Below are 25,620 nucleotides of genomic sequence, written 5' to 3' on the forward strand. Positions count from 1 at the left end.
TATGAAGACCTATCTTTTGCTCATCAACCTGCTATTACTGGTCATGCAAGAAACATCAGCACAACAGACCTATGCCGAAAAACTCGGCTGGCCCAAAGGCGCAAAGGTCATCATATTCCACGTCGACGACGCGGGAATGTCGCATTACTCGAACGAGGGCGCCAAAAAATCGATACAGAACGGCATTGCCACCTCGTGCAGCATTATGATGCCGTGCCCATGGGCGGCCAGTTTCGCCAAGTTTGCATCGGCAAACCCGGGTATGGATGCCGGGCTGCATTTGACGCTCACGTCGGAATGGCAGGATTACCGCTGGCCTCCGTTGAACGGCATTACGCACTCGGAGGGGCTCGTAGACGATGAAGGCTGCATGTGGCATGAGGTAGAAGATGTGATCAGACACGCCAGCCCGGATGTGGTGGAACAGGAAATACGCGCACAACTGAGCCGTGCATTGAAACTCGGGCTAAAACCCACTCATATGGATTCGCATATGGGCACGCTGTTCGCGCACATTCCCTATTTGGAAAGATATATCAAAGTCGGGGCGGAATTTGGTATTCCGGTGATGTTCCCGGGTGGGAATAACCAGCTTTTGAAAGAATGCCTGAACAATCCATTGGTCAAAAAGCTGAAAGCGGAGGGCAAATGGAAAGAAGAAATGGAGCTGCCGGAGCCAGAAATTACCATACGCTCAGCAGAATTCGGGCAGAAAATATGGGCGGCGGGCTTACCGGTACTCGACGACCTGCACACGATCAGCGGCGACTGGAAACCGGAGGGCAGCGACGTCACGCCCGAGCAATGGGGCAAATACAAGGCTCAAAAGTTCATCGAAACGATCCGCAAAATGCAACCCGGCGTGGCGATGATGATCGTCCACAGCAGCGACGTCACCGACGATTTCAAATACATCAGTGCATCCGGCGGCTCACGCTATGCCGATATGCGCTCGATGCTCGATCCCGACCTGAAAAACTTCATCCAGTCGGAAGGCATTATTCTCACCACCTGGAAAGAGATGATGGAAAGAAGGAAAAAAGTTAAATAACCAACTCAATACAATGCAAAAGCACTTTTTACTATCCCTCCTATTACTGACGGGCGCCGCTTCCACGCATGCTCAGGTACAACCTGTGCATAAGGATAAGCCCTATTTGCAGGATTTAAGTATCAAATATTACGCTGATACCACCCAGAGCTCACTCCAACAGGTGGCCGCCGACCGAAACGGCATTATACAGATGCTCGCCAAAGAGGGCCTTCGCCATACTTCTGCGGGGCAATTTCTGTATCCGGGCAAAGTCGTTCCCGACCGGAATTACCGCTACATGAAGGATAAGAACATCAGCAACCTTATTTCCTACGAAAACCAACTCGTTTATCTGACCGACCAGGTGGTATTCAGCAATGCATGGGCCGGAACACTGTTTTCAAAACATAACCTTCCAAAGGCCGGCTTACTCGCAGGTGGCAAGGATTTTACTTTCCTCGTTTCCGACGGCGCTTCGCTCGAATTGATCAAGGACTCGAAAAGCCTCTGGAATGGCAAGCTGCCCGACGATGCTGTGATCGGATTGGCGTTTCAGAGTAATGCAAACCAGTTCTGGATTCTGGGGAACAAGTCGCTTTACAAACTGGGTGTACAGGATAAAAAGCTGACGAAAGTGCTTACCGGCACCGATTTCACCGCATTTGATATTGCCTCGAAAGAGACGAAGATCATCATCGGGACACTGGACGGCTATCTTTCATTGGATATTGCAACCGGAAAGCAAACCGGCAGCATCAACCGCAAATTGCCTGTTACCAGAATTACCGCAGTGAAAGAAGTGAACGGCAAAGTATGGTTCGGCTCCGATATGGGCGCATTTGCATTGCGCACGGACGGCAAGTTTGACTATTATTTCGGTGAACGCTGGCTGCCCGGCAACAATGTTTTGGATATTGAAAAAGGACCTAAAAATTCGGTGCTGGTATTAACGACCAAAGGTCTGGGACAAATCCAGTTCAAATCGATGACTTTGGAAGAGAAAGCCAAACTGCTCGACCAGCAGGTACGCCTGCGCCATATTCGCAATGGCTTCAATTCACAGCTTACCGGGCTGAATCACGGCGATTTGTCGACAGGGTATACCGAAGATTCGGACAATGATGGCCTCTGGACCTCGATGTACCTTGGCGGCCAGATATTCCGGTATGCGGCTACCAAAGATCCGGATGCGTTGCAAAACTGCCGCGAGTCGATGGACGCCATGGAGCGCTTGTACACCGTGAACCCCGTGGCAGGATTCCCGGCCCGTTCCTATGAGCGTGCGGGACATATCAATGAGCTGCACGATGTTGAGCGCTGGCAGCATTCGCCAGAAAAAGAATGGGATTGGAAATCGACGACCAGCAGCGATGAGGTGATCGGTCATATTTTCGCATTCGGCGCGGCAGCGGAACTGATCGACGACCCGAAAATCAGGAAACAGGCCGTTATGCTCATCGATACCCTCATGTCGCACATTGTGAAAAACAATATGTACCTGATCGACTACGATGGCAAGCCTACAATGTGGGGTAAATGGCACCCCGATTATGTAAATGCATTCCCTACCAATGTGGGCGACCGCAAGCTTAACTCGTCGAACATTGTAGCTATGCTGCAAACCGCCTACCATTTCACCAAAAAGGAGAAATACAAGGCAAAAGCATTCGAGTTGATGAACAAGCACGGCTACTACGAGAACATGATGCGGCCTATGAGCGTAATCGGGATGGCTCCGGCGGATGCCGACGAACACGCGAAACACATGTCCGACGGCTGGAACCACTCCGACGATGAAATGTATTTCCTCGGCTATTGGGGACTGTACCGATACGCTTTCAACGATACGCTGAAAGCCAGCTACAAAAAGCAGATCATTGACCACTGGCAAGCGGAGCGTCCGGAGAAAGAAGGTGCCTGGAATATTTTCACGGCATTAACAGGTACCAAAGATTTTGACCTGAACGAATCTGTTTGGTATTTGCAGGAGCATCCAATGGACCTGATCGACTGGGTGATTAAAAACAGCCACCGCAAGGATATTGAAAAAATCGAACCCAATTTCCGCAAACAAACCACGAAGGAAGTATTGCCACCTGACGAACGTCCTATTCAACGGCATAATGGCAATATGTTCAGCCTCGACCGGAGCGGCGGCAACGGTTCCGGTGAGCATAGCGCCGGGGATATCTGGCTCCTCCCCTATTGGATGGGCCGCTACCTGGGCATAATCACCGGCCCTCAAAAGTAGATTCGCCCATGAGACTTGTTTCTATCCCGGTTTTAACATTCCTAACATTTTTGAGCATGCAATCCTGCCAGACCGATATCGCAGAAAAACAGATCACGCACGACCTGACCTACCATCACGACCTGGACAACAACGACAACTTTTCGCCCAATGGCGAATGGCTCGTGTATGACACCAGAACCGACGACGGCGGTATCGCAGAATCGGCGCGGATCGAGCGTGTGAATATTGAAACGGGAGAGAAACAAGTCCTTTTTGATATTAAAGATAATGCAAGCTGGGGTCCGGGTGCAGGAGCTGTGAGTTATAGCCCCAAAGAAAACGCTGTTGTATTCATTCACGGCCTTTCCACCAGTACCAAAGAGAATCCTTACCAACAATGGCGCCGCACGGGTGTGATCATCTACGACAACCGCCCGAACGTGCCCGTGTACATCGATGCGCGTGACGTTACACCCCCATTTACGCCCGGCGCGCTACGCGGGGGCACGCACCGGCACGAGTGGAGCGGTGACGGCCAATGGATCGGATTCACCTACAACGACGCCATCCTGAAAGCGCTGGAAGACTCGACCGGTCAGAAGCGTAACCTGCGGACGATCGGTGTTTCTAAAAAGGTAAGGGCTGTTAAAGTAGATGAAAATGCGGAGAATGTCTCCGGCGAATGGTTCAGCGCATTAGTAGTACGGGTTGTTCCAAAACCTGCTCCGGGAAGCGACGAAATCAGCCATGCTGCAAGTGATAGTTGGGTTGGAACGAATGGCTATATCAATACAAATGGCACCCGCCAGGTCGCACGGGCATTTCTTGGCACCGTGAAGGATAAAAACGGCCACGACGTACCCGAAGTTTTCATCGTCGATATCCCAGAAGACATTACGCAGCCCGGACCGCTAGGGCCATTGGAAGGAACCCACACAGACTTCCCGATGCCCCCCACAGGCGCCATGCAACGTCGTCTGACTTTTACGGCCAATACACCGCATCCAGGCTGTACGAGTATTGTTCGCTCCTCGCCGGACGGCAGCCAGCTTGCCTTTATAGCCAAAGACGTAAAGGGTATCAGCCAGATTTTCACCATTTCGCCCAATGGCGGCAAGGCGCGCCAAGTCACCGAATGCACTTCCAACATTACCGGCAACCTCCGCTGGCATCCGGATGGCAAGCATGTTACCTATGTTTATGATGGAAGTATTGTCCTTTGTGAGGTGAGCGACGCACCATTTGAAGAGAGAATCCAGGTTTTGACCGAACCATCGGAATTTACTGCGAGCAATCTCGTGTGGTCAGCGGACGGGAAGGTGCTTGCATTTAACAGACTATTGAAGAATGAGGCCGGGAAGGGTGTGCAGCAGGTGTTTGTGTTGCGGCTAAATTGAGAATTTGGGTATTTGATATCCTCTGATCGCTTTGGAGAGGTTTTCGAAAATTCTTAACTTTGATATAAACCATTTAAAGTTATGGAAACTTTCATCGTGCAGCCGAAGAACCAGAATGAGCGTAATGCGATCGAAGCATTCTTCAGAGAGTTGAATATAACTTTCAAAACAGAAGATCGCGAAACCCTTTACGACGCCGATTTTGTAGCCAAAATCAAACGGGGTGATGAGGATGTCGCGAGAGGACGCACTACCACGATAACCCTGGACGACATATGGAAATAAAGTTGACTTCTGACGCTTTGAACGATTTGCAATACTGGAAAAAGACTGGTAATACACAAATTCTAAAAAGGGTCAAGCAACTTTTGGAAGCCATTCAATCAGCACCATTCCATGGCATAGGAAAACCAGAAGGGTTAAAAGGAAATCTTTCCGGCAAATGGTCGAGGAGAATTGATAAGGAACACAGATTGGTATACTCCGTAAACGATGACAATGTCATCGTTTTTTCTTTGAAAGGGCATTACAAAATCAAAAGCTGACTTTTCTGTAAACTACGGTAAGAGGCAACTCTGCTTTGAAATAAGGCAGACTGATCACGTCGTCCATTTTGTCGTAGAATTCAAAATACCATCGTTCCCCGTCGCGGATATACATTTCAACACGGCATTTGGTCTGCTCGATCATCAGATAATATTGCAATGATGGGTCTGATGAATACTCTTGTAACTTTTCAACACGATCGGTTTTGGCTGTGCTTTCCGATAATACCTCTACTATAAGCAATGGCAAGGTAGTATACCGAACAGCATCGCCCTTTTCTTCACATATCAGAAAATCGGGGATACGAACAACCCTGCCATCTTCCACTCGTAATTTTACAGCGTTTTGATAAAGTTCGTATGAGCTATCTTCTAAAATTTTAGCGAGGTAGCGATGAATATTCCCGGCAATCCTGTTGGAAGTAGTTGTTTCTCCAGACATCTCGATGATTTCTCCGTTGACGAATTCAAACCGGCCTTCGTGGGTTTCACAAAAGGCAAAGTATTCTTCCAGTGAATAGAGTCTTTCAGCCACAGCTTCCATATTTCTGCTTTGTTTTCAAAAATAGTGAATTACAGGAGAATGCGATTGGCAAACGTTGAATGTAACGCAATTTACGACTTCTCCAACCGAATCGACGACCTTCTGATAATCAATTCAGAGCGTAGGATAATTGGTTCTAAATTGTCTATGAGTTTCGTTCCATTTAGTTGACCAATCATTGTAGTCATGGCCGTCTTTCCCATCTGATAACCCGGGTAAAAAACGGTCGTGAGCTGCGGCGACACTACTTGCGAAACCGGGTCGTTATTGAAACCAACGATGGCCATCTCCTGTGGGATTGTGTATCCTCTTTCTTTCAATGCCTGCAGGCAGATCGCCGCACAAAGGTCGTTGGTAATAAAAAGGCCATCCGGCTTTTCCTCCATTCCGTCAATTTGCTCCGCAATGGCCCTGCCTGCTTCCTGGCTGAGGTCGGTCGATATCACAAGTCGGTTATCCAACGGCAAGTTCTGATCAGCAATCGCTCGTTTGAAACCTTCTAACCGGTCGGCGTACACATTCCTTCGCAGGTCACCGGTCACATGCATGATCCTGCGGCAGCCTTGATCCAGCAAATGGCGTGTTGCGTCGTACCCGGCCTGCTCGTTATCGATAATCACCGCGCCGCATTGCGGATGGTTCATGATGCGATCGAAAAACAGAACCGGAATATTGCGGTTGATGAAGGTAGAGAAATGCTCAAATGAATCGGTATCGTAAGCCACAGAAACCAGCAAACCATCCACACGGCTGTTAAACATAGTTTTGGCATTGGCCTGCTCCTTCAACTCGGACTCCAACGACTGGCTGATCAACAAGTTATACCCGAAATTATTGGCGACCTCCTCCATTCCGGCCAGTACCGTCGACATGAAATTACTATTCAACCTCGGCACGATCACGCCGAGCGTGTTAGTCTTGCGCGTCCTTAAATGGCTCGCAAATGTGTTAGAGCGATACCCGAGCTCGGCAGCTTTCTCAGCAATGAGCACCTTGGTTTTCGCGTTAATCGCAGGATGGTCGTTCAATGCCCTGCTCACGGTGGCCGGCGACAAGGAGAGTATTTTTGCGAGGTCGTAAATGGTAATTTCCTTTTCCATTATTCTTTTCTTGTAGGGGATTACAGGGGCATTTCCCGTCTATTGCAGAGCAGGAATCCCTGCGGCCAAAATTTACGGCAAGTTAATGCAATCGGTTACAATACAAGATAATATTTATATTTTTATAAAAAATTTGTTCCGCTATGATTCAAACAATGCGCTGGTTCGGCCCGAATGACCCGGTTTCGCTGATGGACATCCGTCAGGCGGGATGCAGCGGAGTCGTCACTGCGCTACACCAGATACCGGTTGGGGATGTGTGGACAAAAGAGGCGATCCGCGAAAGGATCTCGCTGGTTGAAGCGGGCAATGAGCGGTACACCACCCTGAAATGGCTGGTAGTAGAGAGCCTCCCGGTACACGAGCATATAAAGAAAGGGCTGCCGTCACGCCAGCAATACATTGAAAATTACAAGGAATCGCTGCGTAATCTAGCGGCGGAGGGGATCCGGACGGTGTGTTACAATTTCATGCCTGTACTCGACTGGTCGCGCACGGATCTCACCTACACATTCCCAGAAGGCCATAAAACGCTGCGGTTCGTGTGGGAGGACTTTGCATTGTTCGATCTCTACATTCTCCAACGCCCGGGCGCTGAGGCAGATTACGACGAGCAGGTGCGCGAATCGGCCAGGCAGAAACTGCAACGCATGTCCCCCGCTGATATTCAGGGATTGACAAACACGGTTTTACTGGGCCTGCCAGGCTCGGAAGAAGCATTTGAACTTGCCAATTTTCAGGAGCTGCTCAATGCATATGCAGCAATCGGAGACCAGGAGCTGCGCGAAAACCTCTATTACTTTGTCGGCCAGGTAGCGCCTGTGGCGCAGGAGCTGGGCATTAACCTTTGCATCCATCCCGACGATCCGCCGCGGCCGTTACTCGGCCTGCCACGTGTGGTGAGTACCGAAGCCGATCTCGCGCAGCTGATGCAGGCGTGTGACGTACGGGCCAACGGCATTACCTTCTGCACCGGCTCGCTGGGTGTCCGCGCGGATAACGATCTGCCGGGCATCATCCGGCGCTTGGGCGACCGCATCCATTTCGTCCACCTCAGAACAACGAAAAGAGAAGCAGAAGATAACCGCAATTTCCATGAAGCGCCACATCTGGATGGTGACGTAGACATGTATGAGGTGGTTAAGGCACTGCATCAGGAGGAGCTGCGCCGCAAGGCCGCACATTATACCGACAACCTGCTGCCTATGCGGCCCGATCACGGGTTCCAGATGCTCGACGACCTGCACAAAAAGACGTATCCCGGTTATTCGATGATCGGCCGGCTCAAAGCGCTGGCAGAACTGCGGGGATTGGAGATGAGCATCGCACAGTCAGTCCGGGAGTTTTAATCAAGGTTTTATAGATTTTAAGGTAATGTCCACAAATAGTCAAATCGAAACAACACCATCACTGAATGTCTTCTCACTGGAAGGCAAAATTGCCCTCGTCACCGGCGGAGGAAGCGGCATCGGCTTTTACATTGCACAATGCCTCGCGCAAGCCGGCGCACAGCTTGTAATCACCGGCAGACGCGAGGAGGTTTTGAAAGAAGCATTGCCCAAGCTCGGCGCGAATGCACGCTACTTTGTCAACGATGTTACAGACCTCAAATCGCTGCCTGCATTGATCGAAACGATCGAAGCGGAAGTGGGAGAAATCGACATTCTGGTTAATAACGCAGGCATTAACATGAAAAAACACGCCGTAGAAGTTTCCGACGAGGATTTCGACCGCGTTATCCAGACCAACCTGCATGCCGTCTTCTCGATCACCCGCGAATGCGGTAAACGCATGGTGGAACGCAAGCGAGGGTCCATTCTCATGATCACTTCCATGGCTGCATTGTACGGTATCGATCGCGTGGTGGCTTACACTGCATCGAAATCGGCCGTTGGTGGAATGGTGAAAGCGTTGACCACGGAGTTTTCACCCTATAATGTACGTGTAAACGCCATCGCGCCTGGTTTCATCGAAACGCCGATGATGCTCACCGCCATGAACGGCGACCCTTCACGGCGCGACAAAGCCATGGACCGTACGCCAATGGGTACATGGGGCAAACCGGACGATATCGGCTGGGCAGCCGTGTTCCTGAGCTCGGAGGCCGCTAAGTTCATTACCGGCGTTTCACTACCCGTGGACGGCGGCAATTCAATTGGATTTTAGTTAAACCTTTTCTTTTAATACCAATGAAAAAACAAAACATCCTGACAACATGCCTGCTCTGCCTGCTATTCCTCGGGCTGGGCGGGTCCGTAAGCACACACGCGCAAAAAATCAAATGGAACAAGGTCAAGGTCCTCGTCTATACCAAGAACGGCAAGGGCTATGTCCATGACAACATTGCCAATTCCAAAATAGCGATCCTCGCCCTGGGGAAACAGAACGGCTTTGCCGTAGACACCACTTCCGATCCGTCGAAGTTTACCGATGAGAACCTGAAACAATACGATTGCCTGGTGTTTTCGAATACCAACAACGACGTTTTCGACACCGACGCGCAGCGCGTAGCTTTAATGCGCTACATTCAGGCTGGCGGCAATTTTGTGGGACTGCATTCGGCGTCCGGTACGGAGCGTAAGTGGCGGTGGTTCAAGGATCTGCTGGGCGGAACTTTCTTCTGGCATGAGCCAGGGCAGAGCTTTTCTGTAAAAATCCTGGATCCTAAGAACCCCTCGCTTGCACACCTTGGCAAAGAATGGCCCCGGCAAACCGACGAATTTTATTTCATCAAAGAACTCGGCGTAAATCTGAATGTATTGGCCGTGAATGATCACTCAACCATTCAAAAACCAGCCGGGAAAGCGCTGGATACCTTCGGGAATGTATTTCCGTCGGTATGGTGGCATGAATACGATGGCGGACGTTCCTTCTACTCTTCACTCGGGCATCAGAAGGAAGACTATGAAAAGGAAGACCTGCGCAAGCACATCCTCGGTGCCATTGAATGGGCAATCGGGCCGCAGAAACCAAGAAATTACAGCAAGGCTTACGCTACCAGCCCGCAGGATCCGGTGCGGAACACTATTCCGGCACTTTCGAAATAACCACAACCATATCAGTCATCAATCCTAAATCTGCATACAAAATGAAAGATCAGAAGGAGCAAAATCAGGACAGAAGGTCATTCCTGAAAGCCACTGCAAAAGGTACAGCGGGCATTATCGCGGCATCGATGTTCCCAACCATCGTGCCATCGAGTGTGTTCGGCAAAAATGCGCCGAGCAACAAGATCAATATCGGACAGATCGGCTTTGGTCGTATCGGCTCCACGCACGATTTACCGGAAGTTATCAAAAATGAGGCGGCACACGTGATTGCCGTGGCCGACCTGGATAAAAACCGCCTTGCGAAAGGCAAGGAATGGATCGAACGGAAATACGTCGAGCGTACCGGAAAGGACAAATACCTGGAAGTAAAAACGTACGACGATTACCATGAAATTCTCGGTCGTAAGGACATCGACGCGGTCATCATCAGTACGCCCGACCACTGGCATGCACAGCCAGCCATGGAGGCGGCCGTTGCCGGCAAGCACATTTATATGCAAAAACCTACCTCGCTCACGATACGCGAAGGCCGCCAAATGGCCGATATGATCAAGAAGAAGGGGGTTATTTTCCAATTGGGCAGCCAACAGCGATCGATGAACCCGTGGCCGCAGTTCAAGCGCACCTGTGAGCTGGTGCGCAATGGCCGCATTGGCAAATTGAAAAAAGTATATGTGGGCCTCCCCGGTGATCCTGCGGGTGGAAATACAGCCCAAATGCCCGTTCCGTCCAATCTGAACTACGATATGTGGCTTGGCTCGACACCGGAGGTTTACTATACTTTAGACCGCGTGCATTCACAAACGGACATCAACGACCGTCCGGGCTGGCTTCGTCTGGAACAATTCGGTGCCGGGATGATCACCGGCTGGGGGTCGCACCACATCGACATCGCGCACTGGGGAATGGACACCGAGCTCACCGGCCCGATCGAGATCGAAGGCAAGGCGACGTTCCCGGCAAAGGGTTCCGGCCTTTGGGACGTGCATGGCGATTTCCTGGTGAATGCATTGTATGAAAATGGGGTACAAATGGAAATCGGTGGCACTAACCCCAATGGCGTAAAATTTGAAGGGACGGAGGGCTGGATCTTCGTTTCGCGGGGAAATGTGGGCGTTACAGCCTCCGACCCCGTGGCGGCACAGAATGCAAAAGAGAACAAAGCATTCTACGCCAGCGATCCAAAAATACTGGGCTCGGTCATCCAGCCCAACGAAATCCACTTGTACGAAAGCCCCGAGCAACACCAGAACTGGATAGAAAGCATCCAGAGCGGCAAGCAGACCATCAGCCACGCCGAAATCGCGCACCGCTCATGCACCGCGTGCCTCCTCGCACACACGGCCATGAAACTCGGCCGCAAAGTGAAATGGGACCCGAAAAAAGAGCAATTCATAAATGATAAGGAAGCTACCGCAATGCTCTCACGGCCTCAGCGTGGGAAGTATGGGACGAATAATGTAAAAGGTTGATACTTTGAAATATCCTGGCTCGGCATTGACTGGTCAGGATATTTTTTCCCTTAGGAGTTTCCAAATTTAGAAACACACATTATCTTTATATTGACCACATGCACTACTTCAACACACTAATATTGGAAGAGGCCAATCGGTTTCTTCGTACCCTTCATCCGCAGGCGATAGATAAAATATTCTACAATATGGGAGTGGCGGCACAAACGAACGATCCCAGACTGTTAAAAAAAATTCACCAGCATATTTGGGAATTAAGGCAACTTATAATGGTAATGAAATTCGGCTGCTTGCCTTTTGGGACAAGTCAGATACAAAAAACACGCTGGTAGTAGCTTCCAATGGCTTCATTAAGAAGTCGGCGAAAATCCCGTCGCAGGAAATACAACGAGCGTTAAGAATTAGAGCTAGATATTTTGAAGAACAACAATAATCATGGGAAAGTCAAAAATGAAGGTATACACGCTGGAAGAATTGAAAGACCAGTACATAGGCCCTATTGGCAGTCCTGCCAGAGATGCACATGAACATAAACTAAGCATGGACCTACTCGGCCGGGCCATCAGAACTATTCGTAAAGAGCGGAATCTTACGCAGGAGCAACTTGGAGAACTCGTCGGGGTGCAAAAGGCACAGATATCTAAACTCGAAAATGGCACCAATAGTGCAACCATTGATACCATCCTGAAAGTTTTCAGCGCCTTAAAAGCAGAAGTTCAGTTCAACGTTAGAGTCAATCAGCAAACATTGACCATTAGATAGCGACAAATACCAATAGCTTCCAATATCATCAATAATTCCCCTTATACTCCCGCGGCGTATGCCCGATGTACTTCTTGAAATTCCGGTTGAAATTCGATAGTGAATCGAAACCGCTGTCGTAGGCGATTTGTGCAATGGTCCATTTGTCTTCCAGCAGGAGTTTGCAGGCGTGGCCGATGCGGATTTCGTTGACGAAGTCGATGAAGGTCTTGTTCGAGCGGGCCTTGAAATAGCGGCAGAATGCGGCTTCGGTCATGCCGGCGAGGGAAGCGACATCGCTCAGGCGGATTTCCTGGAAGAAATGCTGCAACACGTAATTATGTACCTTCTGCATTCGCTCGGTTTCCGATACTTTGAAGTTGTTTACATAACCATAACTTGAAATGAACTCGCCCGAGTTGTCGTGCGCAAGTTTGTCGAGCAGTGTCAGCAATTGCAGAATACCTTTAAACCCTTCCATAGTCGTAAGCGATATAAGCTCTTCGCGAATATGCTCGGAGAGCGCGCCCTTATAGGAAATCCCTCTCTTGGCGTCGGCCAACAGCTGACGGAGACCAAGCATTTCGGGCTTGTCGAGAAAGTCTTTCCCTAAAAAATCCTCCTGAAAATAGAGTACAATACCGTGGGTCATCAACGGCGAACCTGCTTCGAAATAAGCCGGGTCGCTGCGCCAAAGGTGCGGCACGTCCGGGCCGAGAAACACCGTATCGCCCGGACCGAAGGTTTGAATGGAATCCCCAATCAACCGTTTGCCGGTTCCCTCCAGAACGGTAAATAATTGGTAGTGCGGATGAAAATGCCAATTGGGATCAAAATGGGGCTCTTTGAGCTCATGGACCGTCACCGTGCGGACCTGACTCTCGATGTTTTTGTGGATTGGTGCTTTCATATTCTGTCAGGATTTTACCCAAAAGATCAGCAATATTACATTATTACTATCAAAATACGATCATTAATGAAATTTATTCACAAAAAATAGATTGCCTTATCGGCAAAAGAATCTGCGTTTGGAACCGTTATAAAATATGCCGTCCTTACTCGGACGACTGGCATATTTTTTGTAGATTTATAAAGCCGCTCAACTTTTTTGCAACCTTTTTTGCTAGTACGATGTCAATCATAGGTAGTTCTGAAATTTATTTACGCATATGAAAGCCCTTATAATTCCGACAGCATCCGTGCTGTTTTTTTCGCTGCTGGCAGGTTGTGGAAAAACTACCACAATCAGCAGCAATGTGGAGTTGACCGGCAAATGGCAATTGGAGAGCATCGTGCAGGAGGATGATACCATCAGCAAGCCCGCTACTACGAAGGGAGTGATGGATATAAGTCTCAATTTTAAAGAGAAAGGCGAGCTGGAAGGCACTACTTCCACCAATATTCTTACAGGTTTTTACGAAACCGCCCAACAAAATACGATCCAGATCGGGGGGGGCGGCACCGAAAGAGTGGAAACGAACTGGGGCAATCTGTTCGTCAATGCACTGCCCAGTGTAAACCTGTATGATTTGAAAACCAACCGGTTGATCCTGTATTACGAAAATAACAATCAGCTCATTTTCAGCCGGGTGCAGTAGCGTGCATTGAATATAAAATTCATAAAGTGGCGGTCTTTCCAAAAGGGCCGCCACTTTTGTATTGGGCCAATGAGTCGATTTTACCCTGATATTCGTGCAAGTAGATTCCAACTTATCAATATCAGCTAACTACTCGTCAAATCGTGTATATTGAACAGTACTTTTTTACTTTAAGATTGTATACTGAAAAGACAGGGGCATTTGCATCCCGCCTAATCCATTCGCCAGCGAGATAAATTCGATTTTTGATGAAGTACAGCATGAACCTCCTTTTGTGGGGAAACCAGATTGACGAAAGCCTATTTCCTACCCTCGAACTCATTAAAGAGATCGGTTTTGACGGCGTCGAGGTGCCAATTTTCAATACAAATCCCGAGCATTGGTTCAAGTTCCGGCAGAAGCTCGACAGCTTGGGCCTCGCGTGCGAGACCGACACGATCTGCGGTCCTTCTGAGCACCTGATCAGCCCCGACCCGGCCATGCGCCGCCACACGATCGATCATTTGAAAAGTGCATTGGATTGCTCGCTCGTACTCGGCGCAAGCCGCCTGATGGGCCCGTACCATTCGGCACTCGGCGTCTTCACAGGTAAACCGGCCACCGAGGAAGAATGGCACTGGGGAATCGAGGGAATCCGCGAGGTAGCCGACTATGCCGAATCGCTCGACATTACCCTCGGCTTGGAATACCTCAACCGCTTCGAGTTGTACCTCACCAGCTGCGGCGACGAGATCATCCGCTTCGTGGACGACGTGAACCACCCGAACTGCAAGATCATGTTCGACACATTCCACGCCAATATCGAAGAGAAAAATATCGGCGACACCATCCGCAAAGCCGGCGACCGCATTTCATTCATCCAGCTTTCCGAAAACGACCGCTCCACGCCCGGCAAGGGTAATGTGGATTGGGAAGGCGTGTTCCAGTCGATCCGCGACATCAAATACGACGGCTGGATCAGCATCGAGGCATTCAGCCCGAAACTGCCGGTAGCCAACATCTGGCGCAAGATGTTCGCTTCGGAAGAGCAACTGATGCGCGATGGATTGGCATTCATCAAGTCCAACCTGGGGTAATCGCCCGGAATTGCATCATACAGGATGTCCTACCTAGCTTATAGCCAGTTAAATGCAAATTAAAGGCATATTTAACTGGCTATAAAAGTATTATTAGAAAAAATTGAACAATTAGAACGAATAAGAAAATGAGTGCAGAATAATAGAATCTATTATTTGGGATTGGTCTAAATAAGACTACTTTTGACACCGTTTTGCCAACAGCCAGTCTATTTAACCCCATTATCATGAGGATATTTTGTTTACTCATCCTTTCTCTTTGCAGCTCCCTTACATTCGCGCAAACAGGCCAGATTAAAGGCAATATTAAAAATTCCGCAGGCCAACCCGCGGAATCTATCAACCTGATCCTCAAAGGAACGGGCCAGGGAACACTGACGGACGCCGACGGCGATTTTGAGTTCAAGGCATTGGCTCCCGGCCATTACGTACTCGTAGGTACGGGTGTGGGTATCAAGCGTATCAACCGCGCCGTGCACGTGAAGGCCGACGAAACAGCTACCCTCGACATTACCACCGAGGAAAATACCCAGGAATTGCAAACGGTGGAAATTACTGGTCGTCGCGAAACGACCTACAAAAACGACCTTTCGTTCATCGCCAGCAAAACTGCTACGCCTATCAAAGAGGTGCCACAGGCGATCGCTTACATTACCAAGGAAGTAATGCGCGACCAAGGTACCTTCCTCATGGGCGATGCCGTGAAAAACATGAGCGGTGTGAACCAGTTTACATTCTATGACGATTTGACGATCCGCGGCTTCCGCATGAACGGCGGCAGCACTACCCAATTAGTAAACGGATTGCGCACGTTTTCGGGCTTCTGGAAACAGCCGCCGGTAAACTACCTCGAACGCGTGGAAGTCATCAAAGGTGCAGCCTCTGCATTGTATGGTAACACCTCGCCGGGCGGCACGATCAACCGGGTGACCAAAAAACCGCTTGCCACGCCACAAAAATCACTGAGTTTTACAACCGGGAGCTTCAACACCCTACGCACCCTGGCCGACTTTACCGGCCCGATGAACGAAAGCAAGACTTTGCTTTACCGCCTCAACCTGGGATACGTGAATGCACAGGGCTTTCGGAATTTGCAGTTTGACAAAAACATCATTGTCGCGCCGTCGGTATCATTCCTGCCTACGGAGAAGACCCGCATCAATTTCGACCTCGTTTTCAACCGCTCCAACAGCCGCCTCGACCGCGGCCAGTCGGTAAAGGGCAACGACCTTTATTCCAGCTCAATCCGCACGTCGCTGAATGCGGTGAATGATTATCTCAATGAAGAAACTTACCTGATTACCACTTCATTGAACCACCAGTTTACTCAAAATACCTCATTCAATGTCGCCTACCTGCGCACGGGTTATTCCGAAGACCTGCTCGAACACCGCAGCAGCAATGTGAATGCGGTGGATTCCGCTGGCAAGGCTATCGAAAACCTCGTAGCGCGGCAGGTATTTGTCCGCAAAACGAAGTCGTTCATGGATAATGTATCGCTATTCTTCAACCATAACTTCAACACGGGCATTGCAGAGCACAAACTGGTGGCGGGTTATGATTTTATCCAATCGTCGACCCCGAAAGGCTCCGGCCAGCAAACCGCGAACGGTTACCTGCTCAAAGCGGGTGGCGCGGCGGCTTACAATCCCAAAACGCCTGAGAAATATGTTTTCTACAACTACACCGAGAACGGCGTTACTTACAGCATTCCCAAGCCGAATATTTCGCATTACGACCTTACGTTGCAGAACAACAACATGGAAGACCCTTCCAAGTACATTTACAACGTGACCGCCAACTCGGCAACTACGCCCGTGCTTTACAAATTGCATGGCTTGTATTTACAGGAACAACTGAAAATCAAAAAGTTGCAAATTCTGCTTGGCTTACGCTATGATACCTACATTGATAAGAAAGGCTATACCACCAACAACGAGCAGAATGTAACACAGCACGCATTACTGCCGCGCATCGGGGCAGTTTATTCGCTCACGAACCATGTCAATGTGTACGGTACTTACACCAAAGGCTACAACCCGCAGGACCCGGTTGTACAAAGCAACCCATTATCCGGCGGGCCATTCGACCCGATCCGCAGCAGCCTTTCGGAAGCCGGGTTGAAGACAGAATGGCTTGACGGCCGCCTGACTGCCAATGTCTCGGTTTACAAAATCACACAAAGCAACACCCTCTATTCTGCCAATGCAGCCGACCGCCCCGACCTGATGATCCAGGTTGGTAAAGAAACAGCAAAAGGGGTAGAATTTGATGTGACAGGAAATATCCTTCCGAACTGGAACGTGATCATCACTTACAGCTACAACGATGCGAAGATCACCGATGCCGGCTCAAAGGCAAGCGACCAGGTGCTGGTGAACCTGCAAAAACCCAATGCACCCAAAAACCAGGGGAGCGTCTGGACGAAATATACCTTTGTGGATAACCTACTGAGCGGCTTCGGCGTCGGGCTCGGAGGTAACTTCGTCACGGAGCGTAACCTATCGCTGAACAACACCCAGACATTGCCAGGCTATGCATTGCTGAATGGGGCTGTTTATTACAAAATCGACAAATTTCAATTCCAGGTCAACCTCAACAACCTGGCCAACAAAACCTACTGGGTAGGCGGGTATGATTACCTGCGTCTCTTCCCGGGCGCGCCACGCAATTTCATGGCGACCATTTCTTATACTTTCTAAAATGCGTGCTGTTTCATCAAATCCGTGAAAAAGACATTCAAGAAGATTGCATCGCAACTGCACTTATGGCTGGGGGTTTCCTCCGGCCTTGTGGTTTTTGTAGTGGCGCTTACGGGTAGTATCATGGTTTTCGAAGAGGAGCTGGAACCAGTGATCTACCGAAAATTCCACGTCGTGGAAGCTCCGAAAGGTCAGTCGCGACTTCCGATGGATAATCTCCGCGCTACCGTTGCAAACGCCTATCCCAAGCAGCGCATTGCCCGCATTGAGATCGAGCGCCACCCCGACCGGACGGTCATATTCGGTTTGGTGAAAGGTAAGAAAGAGAAAGACGTTTTTTCCGTAGCTGTAAATCCTTACACCGCTCAAATCACCGATACGCGCCGCGAAAACGATTCGTTCTTCCACATTGTACTCCAACTGCACCGCTATCTGTGCATGGAAGACACCGGCAAAGCCATTACCGGCGTCGCCACCATTATGTTCATTGTGATCATGATCACCGGCCTTGTGCTCTGGTGGCCCAACCGCAAGCAAACCAAACAGCGCTTCACCATCAAATGGAATGCTAAATTCAAGCGCCTCAACTGGGATTTACACGCTGTTTTCGGCTTTTACGTACTGCCATTCACCTTCCTGATCGCACTAACCGGCCTTGTTTGGAGCTACAAATGGGTTAACGGCATGATCTTCCTCACCTTCGACGGCAAGCTTCAGCAAAAACGTGAAGCACCCGCGAACATCGGTAGCGTTAATGCATTATCCATCGGTACATTAGCCAAAATCGTCACTGAAACCCATCGCCTACTCCCCCATCCGGGCCGCATTCAGCTCACACTACCGGAATCCGACAGCCTATCCATCACCGTTTCCAAAGTCAACGAAAACGCCTCTGTCAGCAACGTCGTCGATTTCCTTTACTTCGATCAAACCGACGGCAAGCTTATCAGCAAACGCCTTTATGACGACGAAACTACCGGCATGAAAGTGCGCCGGCTCGTATTTCCGATCCATACCGGCAGCATTTGGGGCTGGCCTTCGAAGGTGCTGGCATTACTTGTAGCATTGATTACCGCGACGTTGCCGGTTACCGGCGTAGTAATTTGGGTTGGGAGGAAGTTCAAGAAGAAGGAGAAGAAGCTAAGAAAAAACGCTGTGCCACTTGCTGCCAGTAGCCGGGCGAATGTGACTGTTAGCTAGCCATTGTTACACCGGGTAAGTCAAACCGGTTGCTTGATAAAGGGATCCCTGATAGAGTTAAGACTCACTTAGCTTTATCAGGGATTTTTGTTAACACTTCATCACACATTATGGTTATATTTAGTTATTCAACCCTCCGTGACTTTTTCAATAAATACCCTGATTCGAAAGAAGCACTCATCAGCTGGTACAGAATAACACAGAAGGCTAGCTTCTCAACATCTCATGATGTGAAACTAGCGTTTAACTCCGTGGATGCAATTGGCCACGGCCTTTATGTGTTTAACATTCGAGGCAACACTTACAGATTGATTGTGAAGATCAAATTTAACAGCCGCACTGTATACATCCGATTTATTGGAACGCATCAACAATATGACAAAATAGACGTTCGATCCCTATGGAAAACTTAACACCGAATTACAAAGTTACTAACGACGATGAGCACGCTGCTTTGATCCAAAAAGTGGGCGCCCTGATGGAAAAAGACGAGGCTGACACTACGGCCGAAGAAAATGCCCAGATACGTGCTATGGCAGAGGCAATAATGGCTTACGAACAAAGTATATACGAAATTCCCGAGCCGTCGACACTCGAAGGTATTCTCGAACTTCGCAGGTACGATATGATGTGTGAAGGTAAAGACCTCGCTAAAACACTTGGAATTTCGAACGAAGAGCTTCAAACAATTATCGATGGAGATCATTGGCCGGACATTTCGCTCCTGAAAGTGATTAGAGAGAAACTCGACATTCCTGCTGACATCACGTTAGCTCACATGTAAACAAAAGCGAGCTCATTTGTTGGAAGCCTACACAAATTCTTATATTTGTCTCAATGAAGACATTTACTTCCATGGAGGAGGCTTTTCAGTGGTGGCTGACGAACATCTACCCATCACTTCCAGCCGAAGTAAAGAAAGGAAAACTGACCTACGCTTGGAGAGACTTCACTTATAAAAGGGGCATTTCACAAGCACGAATGAAAGAAATTCTTTCAGAGTACGGAGAAATAGAAGTGCAGACTTTGATCAAGTATTCTCCGAAGTAATTTTTTTCAACCACATTTGTTGGAAAATTGCACAAATATTCACCTAAAATTTTCACACTTATGGACACACTTGAAACTTCAACCACCGTCGCCGCCATACTGAACGACGAGGTCAGCTACCAACGACAACTCATCAAAAACTTCTTCCAAAAAGACAGCGGCAGCGAAATGATCGAATCCCTCAACACCTTAATTGAAGCCTATCTTTTTACCGAAAACCTCACACGCGTCACGCCCGAAATGCGAGAGCACATTGTCAATCAGCTGCGCGTGGCGACATTAATTGCGAAGCTCGAAGCCAGTAACGACGACATTGCTAAGCGTTCACCTCCTCTTTAATCAACGCCTTCAACCCCAAAACCTCCATCATTTCCCGATCCTGCCCCATCCCCGGATTCGGCGTCACCAACAACTCCCCATTCTCATTCGTAAAAATTGAATTGGCCCCGGCCATAAAGCAGAACGCCTGCTCATATTCACTCATTTCCATACGTCCGGCGCTAAGACGAACCATCGCTTTGGGCATCAGAATGCGGGCGGTGGCGATCATGCGCACCATTTCCCAGGTATCCACCTTTTTCATATCGCCCAACGGTGTTCCCTGTACGCGGGCGAGCGCGTTCACGGGTACGGACTCCGGGTGCTCGGGCATGGTGGATAACGTGTGGAGCATCTGAATGCGGTTTTCACGGGTTTCACCCAGACCGATGATGCCCCCGCAGCACACGGATATGCCCGCATTACGCACGTGGTCGACGGTGTTCAGACGGTCGTCGTAAGTACGCGTGGTGATGATTTGCTCGTAATATTCTGCGGAAGAGTCAAGGTTGTGGTTGTAAGCGTAAAGGCCGGCGGCTTTGAGCTTCTCGGCCTGGGTTTCGGTGAGCATGCCGAGGGTACAGCATACTTCAAGCCCCAGCCCGGCTACTTCGGTCACCATTTCGAGTACCCGGTCGAAATCGCGGTTGTCCTTCACTTCCCGCCAGGCAGCCGCCATACAAAAACGGCTTGAACCTCCCTCACGGGCACGGCGTGCAATGGCTACCACATCGTCCTTTTTCATCAATGCTTTTACATCAATACCGGTCTGGTACCGTGCCGCCTGTCCGCAATAGGCACAGTCTTCGGGGCAACCACCGGTTTTAATGGATAGCAATGTACACACCTGAATGCGCTCCGGGTCATGCCATTGGCGGTGAACAGTCGCTGCCTCGTAAATCAGTTGCAGTAATGGGCGGTTATAAATGGCTTCGATCTCGTCGAGCGTCCAGTCGTTGCGGATGGTTGCAGTTTGCATGGTGACATTGTTTTCGAACCAAATGTAGCCTGCCAGCCGGGGCAGGATTGCGTCCGGTTTGGAAGAAATGTGATAGTCCGGTAATGCAAAAATGCCTCCCGGTTTATAGTCCGGGAGGCATTTGAGAATGGCATCATGTCAATGCCTTAATATACTTTCGCCAGCAAATGCGGACGTTCTTTTTCGAGTTTCAGGATCAGCTCGCCGAAGAGCGTATTCACCCACGCGAACCATTTGCGTGTGAATTTCGAATCATCATCCTTATCGAACGATTCATGCATGAAACCGGTGTTGTTATGGGTCGTTTTGAGCAGTTTCAGCTGCGCTTCGATTTCCTTATCACTGGTAGAAGTAATGGCACGTGCAATAATTCCCATCGGCCAAACCTGGTTCACCAGCGTATGCGGGCTGCCCAGCCCTTCGCCCGCCTTTCCTTTGAAGAAATACGGGTTGGTATCGCTCAGCACATATTTGCGTGTATTGATGTAAATCGGGTCTTTCACTGAAACAGCATTCAGGTAAGGTAAGCTGATAAGACCCGGGATACCGGCGTCGTCCATCATCACATGGTTACCAAAGCCATCCGCTTCGAATGCGTAAATCTTCCCAAACTGTGTATGCTCGACAACCGCGTGCTTTTTCAATGCAGCCTCTACTTCGCTGGCCAACGCCTTGAAATCAGCCGCCAATTTTGCGTTTTTCGTGGCGGATGCTTTTTCCAGCAATTCAGCCACCTCGCGGAACGAGACGACAGCGAAGAAATTCGAAGGAATGAAGAATGGAAAGATCGTAGCATCATCCGAAGGCCGGAAGGTGCTCGCAATCAAACCCACCGGCTTAATCGGGTTGCCATAGCCATTGCCTGGCACGGTGTCGGTCGACCACGAAGTAACGCGACCGAACCGGTACGGGCCTGGCCCATCTTTGCGCTGTTGCTCTTTACAGGTTTGCAGCACGAGCTCCATGGCCTTCAACCAATCGGCATCGAATGGTTTGGTGTCGCCGGTGGTTTTCCAATAGTTATAGGCCAAACGAATGGTGTAGCAAAGCGAATCGAGCTCCCATTTGCGCTCGTGGAGCATAGGGTTCATCTTGGTTTGGTCCTTGCTCCATTCGCTTTCCTTAGGGCGATCGTAAAATGCGTTCGCATATGGGTCGATCAGGATGCATTTGGTCTGCCGGTTGATGAGGCCTGCTACCATATCTTTCAGCTTCGGATCCTCTTTCAGCAGCGGCAGGTAAGGCCACACCTGCGCCGTACTGTCGCGGAGCCACATGGCATCGATATCCCCCGTGATTACGAATGTATCGGGCTTACCGTCTACCGGATTATAATGTACAGTGGTATCAATCGTATTGGGGAAGCAGTTTTCAAAAAGCCAAGCCAGCTCGGGATCCTTAATGACCTTTTTCATTCGGGCAATGGTCGCTTCCACTGCCGGACTTGTGAAATTGCGTTTCTCGACCGGGATACGCACTACCGGAAAGTCGGCACTTTTAGCAAACGACCATTTGGGTACAGCCATACCAGCGACCGCCAATGCGCCCGCCTTGATGAAGTCTCTTCTTAAGAACATAGAGGTAGGATATTAATGGGTTTCGGGTGCTCTTTAAATATAAAAAAGCAATTTAGGGAAATTTGGGACATTACGAACTCTCCCGCACCATATGAAAATAACGGTGACCCATAAAGTCCTTTTCCCCAGCGACCTGGAAATTTAATTTTTCATATAACCGCTTTGCCGCCGGGTTTTCCCTGTCCACAATAAGCCCCACACGCGCATGTCCGAGGGCTCCCGCATGTTCGCAAAGCGCATTGATCAGCTTTTTACCAATGCCCTTGCCCTGATGATCGGGATGCACATTCACGCAATCGATATAGTATTCCCCCGGCTCCGTTTCGTCGTTCGGGTCGAAGGTCGGGTCCGCCTCGCGGAGCTTATCGAGCACAGGCTGCCGCAACTCATGCAGTAATGCCCCGTCATAACCATTGATGGAACCGATGATGCCTGCCTCGGTTTCGAACACCAGCGTGTTGGCATAGCTGTACTGATTGGCCGGATGCAGGAAAAATTCGCGGAAGAAAGGTATTGCATCGGCGTGGTTATCCGAGCGTGCAAAAATACCTGCAATATGTCCCATGCCAAGGATCAGTAGTGGGGCTACTGCATCAACATCTTCGGGGCGGGCGGATCGAATCATAAAGTGGGAATTTTGGTAAAGAAAACGCCTCAATAATCGCAAAATCGGCATTTTCGGGCACTCCTTCTAGCTATTTTTTGCATTAAAACCGATATTAGCCCAAAAATAGATCAAAATACGCACAGTACTAATCAAAACCTGAAAAGTTTTTAGCACTATTTTGCTTTAAAATTGTATTGTCGATTACTATCCACACCAACTCATCTTGAAACACCGGCCCATCCGGCGGGCAGCATGAGCAGAACTAAATCGATTTTTTCGCTAAGCTGCTGATCTACTGAATCATTAACCTGTTAATCAATATGTCTAAGAAAATTAATGTTGCCATTATCGGATTAGGCTTCGGCGCCGAGTTTATTCCCATTTATCAGCAACATCCCAATGCCAATATGTACGCGATTTGCCAGCGTACCGAATCGAAACTGAATGAAATCGGCGACCAATACGGCATTGAAGTACGCTACACCGACTATGACGAGTTGCTGAAAGACCCGAACATCGACGCAGTACACATCAACTCCCCTATCCCCAACCACGCTGAGCAGACCTTGAAAGCGCTCCGTGCGGGCAAACACGTGGCGTGTACCGTACCCATGGCCACGAGCGTAGAAGACTGTATCGAGATCGTGAAAGCTACCCGCGAAACGGGCAAGAAATACATGATGATGGAAACCGTGGTGTACGCACGCGAATTCCTGTTTGTCAAAGAATTGTACGAAAAAGGCGAGCTCGGCAAAGTTCAGTTCCTCAAAGCGAGCCACCAGCAGGATATGGAGGGCTGGCCCGACTACTGGCCCGGATTGCCTCCAATGCATTACGCGACGCACTGCGTAGGCCCGGTAGCAGGTTTGCTGAAACTCGAAGCGGAATATGTATCATGCTTCGGCTCAGGAACGATCTCCGAGGACCTGATCAAGATCCACAACTCGCCATTCGCCGTTGAGTCAGCACATATTAAATTCAAAGACAGCGACTTGTCGGCTTATGTGTACCGCTCATTGTTCGATGTGGCACGCCAATACCGCGAAAGCTTCGAGGTTTATGGCAGCAAAAAATCATTCGAATGGCCATTGATCGAAGGCGAAGATCCGGTGATCCACACCGCGAAAAAGCCTGAGCATGAGATTCCTGAGAAAGTAGCGACGCCTGATTACGCGCATTATTTGCCTGAGGAAATTCGTCATTTTACCGGTCACGGCGTTTATAACCTGGACGACAACGCACACTTGTCATTCGTGCAAGGTGGCGGCCACGGTGGTTCGCACCCGCATTTGGCGCATGAGTTCATCAGCGCGCTCATCGAAGACCGCGAACCGTTCCCGAATGCATGGCAGTCGGCCAACTGGACGAGCGTAGGTATCCTCGCGCACGAATCGGCATTGCAAGGCGGCGCGCTTATCAAGCTGCCGGATTTTAAGAATGTTTAGGTGAAAAGATTTGGGTGGAATAAAATGAATCAATAAAACGGTAATATGAATGTTTATGATCCATTACAACAATAACCAAATCATAATCGCCACAACGTCAACAAATTTTTCTGTGCCACAAATCTTTCGGTGCGCTGCACCTTGAAAAATGCGCAATGCCTGGATTTTCTACAAGTATTTTGGTGCTCTGCACCATACGTAGGGATCGGAAATTAACATAGGTGCAGCGCACCGCAAGATTTGTAAAAACGCGGTAAACCAACACAAATGCCAAGGTGCAGCGCACCGCAAGATTTGTAGAAACGCGGTAAACCAACACAAATGCCAAGGTGCAGCGCACCGCAAGATTTGTAAAAAACGCGGTAAACCAACGCAAATGCCAAGGTGCAGAGCACCGCAAGATTTGTAGAATCAAGTAAAATTTATCACAACACACACATTATCAAAAATGGCAAATACCTATACACAGCTATACATACAAATTGTTTTTTCGGTCAAAGGCCGCGAAAGTCTGGTCAGCAAAGAATGGAAAAATGATCTGTATGCATATATCGGAGGAATCATCCTCAACCATAAATCGAAGCCTTTGGCGATTAATGGAATGCCCGATCACATACATATCCTGATCGGTTACAATCCATCAACACCGTTACCGACATTGGTTGAAGATATTAAAACATCCTCGAACAAATGGATTAAAGAGCATCACAATATCCCGATGTTCAGCTGGCAAAAAGGTTACGGAGCATTTTCGTACAGCCGTAGCAGCATCGACAATGTGATTCGATACATTGCCAACCAGGAGGAGCATCATAGAAAAACGACGTTCCGCGAAGAATACCTTCAAATGTTGCGAGACTTTGAAGTTGAATACAAAAATGAATATCTGTTTGATTTCCAGGAAATTTATAAATGGAGCTGACAGATTTTTTTAATTAGTTCCTAAATACAAC

At 49.2% G+C, this 25,620-nt stretch carries 26 protein-coding genes; 20 read left to right on the top strand and 6 right to left on the bottom strand.

Annotation, left to right across the window (positions count from 1 at the left end; all coding sequences use genetic code 11):
- The first annotated feature begins 1 nt into the window (after nt 1).
- The 5 genes from J2Y43_RS06365 to J2Y43_RS06385 all read left to right on the top strand — a co-directional run bounded on the left by J2Y43_RS06365 (nt 2) and on the right by J2Y43_RS06385 (nt 5,208).
- A complete protein-coding gene (locus tag J2Y43_RS06365; RefSeq protein WP_309980764.1) occupies nt 2–1,051 on the top strand; it encodes a polysaccharide deacetylase family protein in 1,050 nt (349 codons plus the stop codon).
- Nucleotides 1,052–1,064: 13 nt separating this feature from the next.
- Entirely contained in the window at nt 1,065–3,284 is a 2,220-nt protein-coding gene (locus J2Y43_RS06370; RefSeq protein ID WP_309980763.1) for a hypothetical protein, read from the top strand.
- A 56-nt stretch (nt 3,285–3,340) separates the two neighbouring features.
- Nucleotides 3,341–4,663: a DUF3748 domain-containing protein gene (locus J2Y43_RS06375; protein WP_309980762.1), complete on the top strand. Its 1,323-nt coding sequence runs from the start codon at nt 3,341–3,343 to the stop codon at nt 4,661–4,663.
- A gap of 81 nt (nt 4,664–4,744) precedes the next feature.
- The gene (locus J2Y43_RS06380) at nt 4,745–4,948 is read left to right on the top strand and encodes a DUF2683 family protein (RefSeq protein WP_309980761.1); all 204 of its coding nucleotides are present in this window, start codon (nt 4,745–4,747) and stop codon (nt 4,946–4,948) included.
- The gene (locus J2Y43_RS06385) at nt 4,939–5,208 is read left to right on the top strand and encodes a Txe/YoeB family addiction module toxin (RefSeq protein WP_309980760.1); all 270 of its coding nucleotides are present in this window, start codon (nt 4,939–4,941) and stop codon (nt 5,206–5,208) included. The genes J2Y43_RS06380 and J2Y43_RS06385 overlap by 10 nt, the downstream gene beginning before the upstream one ends.
- Here the strand turns inward: J2Y43_RS06385 and J2Y43_RS06390 are convergent.
- Together J2Y43_RS06390 and J2Y43_RS06395 are read right to left on the bottom strand one after the other, a co-directional pair.
- On the bottom strand, nt 5,198–5,752 hold the full coding sequence (locus J2Y43_RS06390; protein WP_309980759.1) for a Uma2 family endonuclease: 555 nt from the start codon (nt 5,750–5,752) through the stop codon (nt 5,198–5,200). The two genes, J2Y43_RS06385 and J2Y43_RS06390, sit on opposite strands and share 11 nt — an antisense overlap.
- A gap of 71 nt (nt 5,753–5,823) precedes the next feature.
- A complete protein-coding gene (locus J2Y43_RS06395; protein ID WP_309980758.1) occupies nt 5,824–6,852 on the bottom strand; it encodes a LacI family DNA-binding transcriptional regulator in 1,029 nt (342 codons plus the stop codon).
- Nucleotides 6,853–6,995: 143 nt separating this feature from the next.
- Between J2Y43_RS06395 and uxuA the strand changes: the two genes are divergently transcribed.
- The 6 genes from uxuA (at nt 6,996) to J2Y43_RS06420 (ending at nt 12,136) form a co-directional block, all read left to right on the top strand.
- Nucleotides 6,996–8,201, top strand: coding sequence for a mannonate dehydratase (uxuA, locus tag J2Y43_RS06400; RefSeq protein WP_309980757.1), 1,206 nt, complete (start codon nt 6,996–6,998; stop codon nt 8,199–8,201).
- Nucleotides 8,202–8,226: 25 nt separating this feature from the next.
- Nucleotides 8,227–9,018: a glucose 1-dehydrogenase gene (locus J2Y43_RS06405; protein WP_309980756.1), complete on the top strand. Its 792-nt coding sequence runs from the start codon at nt 8,227–8,229 to the stop codon at nt 9,016–9,018.
- Between the two features lie 23 nt (nt 9,019–9,041).
- On the top strand, nt 9,042–9,899 hold the full coding sequence (locus tag J2Y43_RS06410) for a ThuA domain-containing protein (RefSeq protein WP_309980755.1): 858 nt from the start codon (nt 9,042–9,044) through the stop codon (nt 9,897–9,899).
- Nucleotides 9,900–9,940: 41 nt separating this feature from the next.
- Nucleotides 9,941–11,374: a Gfo/Idh/MocA family oxidoreductase gene (locus J2Y43_RS06415; RefSeq protein WP_309980754.1), complete on the top strand. Its 1,434-nt coding sequence runs from the start codon at nt 9,941–9,943 to the stop codon at nt 11,372–11,374.
- A gap of 178 nt (nt 11,375–11,552) precedes the next feature.
- Nucleotides 11,553–11,807 carry a type II toxin-antitoxin system RelE/ParE family toxin gene (locus J2Y43_RS33540; RefSeq protein ID WP_409014407.1) on the top strand — a complete coding sequence of 85 codons (255 nt, stop codon included), beginning with the start codon at nt 11,553–11,555 and terminating at the stop codon, nt 11,805–11,807.
- 2 nt (nt 11,808–11,809) lie between these two features.
- Nucleotides 11,810–12,136, top strand: a complete 327-nt coding sequence (locus tag J2Y43_RS06420) for a helix-turn-helix domain-containing protein (RefSeq protein ID WP_409014384.1) — start codon at nt 11,810–11,812, stop codon at nt 12,134–12,136.
- Between the two features lie 28 nt (nt 12,137–12,164).
- Here the strand turns inward: J2Y43_RS06420 and J2Y43_RS06425 are convergent, their stop codons facing one another.
- The gene (locus tag J2Y43_RS06425) at nt 12,165–13,025 is read right to left on the bottom strand and encodes an AraC family transcriptional regulator (RefSeq protein ID WP_309980753.1); all 861 of its coding nucleotides are present in this window, start codon (nt 13,023–13,025) and stop codon (nt 12,165–12,167) included.
- A gap of 259 nt (nt 13,026–13,284) precedes the next feature.
- Here J2Y43_RS06425 and J2Y43_RS06430 point away from each other — a divergent pair, with 259 nt between their 5' ends.
- The 7 genes from J2Y43_RS06430 to J2Y43_RS06460 all read left to right on the top strand — a co-directional run bounded on the left by J2Y43_RS06430 (nt 13,285) and on the right by J2Y43_RS06460 (nt 20,080).
- Nucleotides 13,285–13,713, top strand: coding sequence for an META domain-containing protein (locus J2Y43_RS06430; RefSeq protein WP_309980752.1), 429 nt, complete (start codon nt 13,285–13,287; stop codon nt 13,711–13,713).
- Nucleotides 13,714–13,961: 248 nt separating this feature from the next.
- Nucleotides 13,962–14,789: a sugar phosphate isomerase/epimerase gene (locus J2Y43_RS06435; protein WP_309980751.1), complete on the top strand. Its 828-nt coding sequence runs from the start codon at nt 13,962–13,964 to the stop codon at nt 14,787–14,789.
- Nucleotides 14,790–15,016: 227 nt separating this feature from the next.
- Nucleotides 15,017–17,491, top strand: a complete 2,475-nt coding sequence (locus J2Y43_RS06440) for a TonB-dependent siderophore receptor (RefSeq protein WP_309980750.1) — start codon at nt 15,017–15,019, stop codon at nt 17,489–17,491.
- A gap of 24 nt (nt 17,492–17,515) precedes the next feature.
- A complete protein-coding gene (locus J2Y43_RS06445) occupies nt 17,516–18,691 on the top strand; it encodes a PepSY-associated TM helix domain-containing protein (RefSeq protein WP_309980749.1) in 1,176 nt (391 codons plus the stop codon).
- 110 nt (nt 18,692–18,801) lie between these two features.
- The gene (locus J2Y43_RS06450) at nt 18,802–19,104 is read left to right on the top strand and encodes a type II toxin-antitoxin system HigB family toxin (protein WP_309980748.1); all 303 of its coding nucleotides are present in this window, start codon (nt 18,802–18,804) and stop codon (nt 19,102–19,104) included.
- Nucleotides 19,092–19,475 (top strand): transcriptional regulator, encoded by a 384-nt coding sequence (locus tag J2Y43_RS06455; RefSeq protein ID WP_309980747.1) that lies wholly within the window; start codon nt 19,092–19,094, stop codon nt 19,473–19,475. Before J2Y43_RS06450 ends, J2Y43_RS06455 begins: the two co-directional genes overlap by 13 nt.
- Nucleotides 19,476–19,801: 326 nt before the next feature.
- Nucleotides 19,802–20,080: a hypothetical protein gene (locus J2Y43_RS06460; RefSeq protein WP_309980746.1), complete on the top strand. Its 279-nt coding sequence runs from the start codon at nt 19,802–19,804 to the stop codon at nt 20,078–20,080.
- Here the strand turns inward: J2Y43_RS06460 and bioB are convergent.
- The 3 genes from bioB to J2Y43_RS06475 all read right to left on the bottom strand — a co-directional run bounded on the left by bioB (nt 20,058) and on the right by J2Y43_RS06475 (nt 23,240).
- A complete protein-coding gene (gene bioB, locus J2Y43_RS06465) occupies nt 20,058–21,038 on the bottom strand; it encodes a biotin synthase BioB (protein ID WP_309980745.1) in 981 nt (326 codons plus the stop codon). The genes J2Y43_RS06460 and bioB overlap by 23 nt on opposite strands.
- Before the next feature lie 146 nt (nt 21,039–21,184).
- Complete coding sequence (locus J2Y43_RS06470) at nt 21,185–22,615, bottom strand: glycoside hydrolase family 125 protein (protein WP_309980744.1); 1,431 nt, start codon at nt 22,613–22,615, stop codon at nt 21,185–21,187.
- A gap of 70 nt (nt 22,616–22,685) precedes the next feature.
- Complete coding sequence (locus tag J2Y43_RS06475; RefSeq protein WP_309980743.1) at nt 22,686–23,240, bottom strand: GNAT family N-acetyltransferase; 555 nt, start codon at nt 23,238–23,240, stop codon at nt 22,686–22,688.
- Nucleotides 23,241–23,542: 302 nt separating this feature from the next.
- Between J2Y43_RS06475 and J2Y43_RS06480 the strand changes: the two genes are divergently transcribed.
- Together J2Y43_RS06480 and tnpA are read left to right on the top strand one after the other, a co-directional pair.
- Entirely contained in the window at nt 23,543–24,667 is a 1,125-nt protein-coding gene (locus tag J2Y43_RS06480) for a Gfo/Idh/MocA family oxidoreductase (RefSeq protein ID WP_309980742.1), read from the top strand.
- 448 nt (nt 24,668–25,115) lie between these two features.
- Complete coding sequence (gene tnpA, locus J2Y43_RS06485; protein WP_309980741.1) at nt 25,116–25,589, top strand: IS200/IS605 family transposase; 474 nt, start codon at nt 25,116–25,118, stop codon at nt 25,587–25,589.
- Nucleotides 25,590–25,620 lie beyond the last annotated feature (31 nt).

The sequence above is a fragment of the Dyadobacter sp. BE31 genome, from assembly GCF_031457695.1.
Classification (GTDB): domain Bacteria; phylum Bacteroidota; class Bacteroidia; order Cytophagales; family Spirosomataceae; genus Dyadobacter.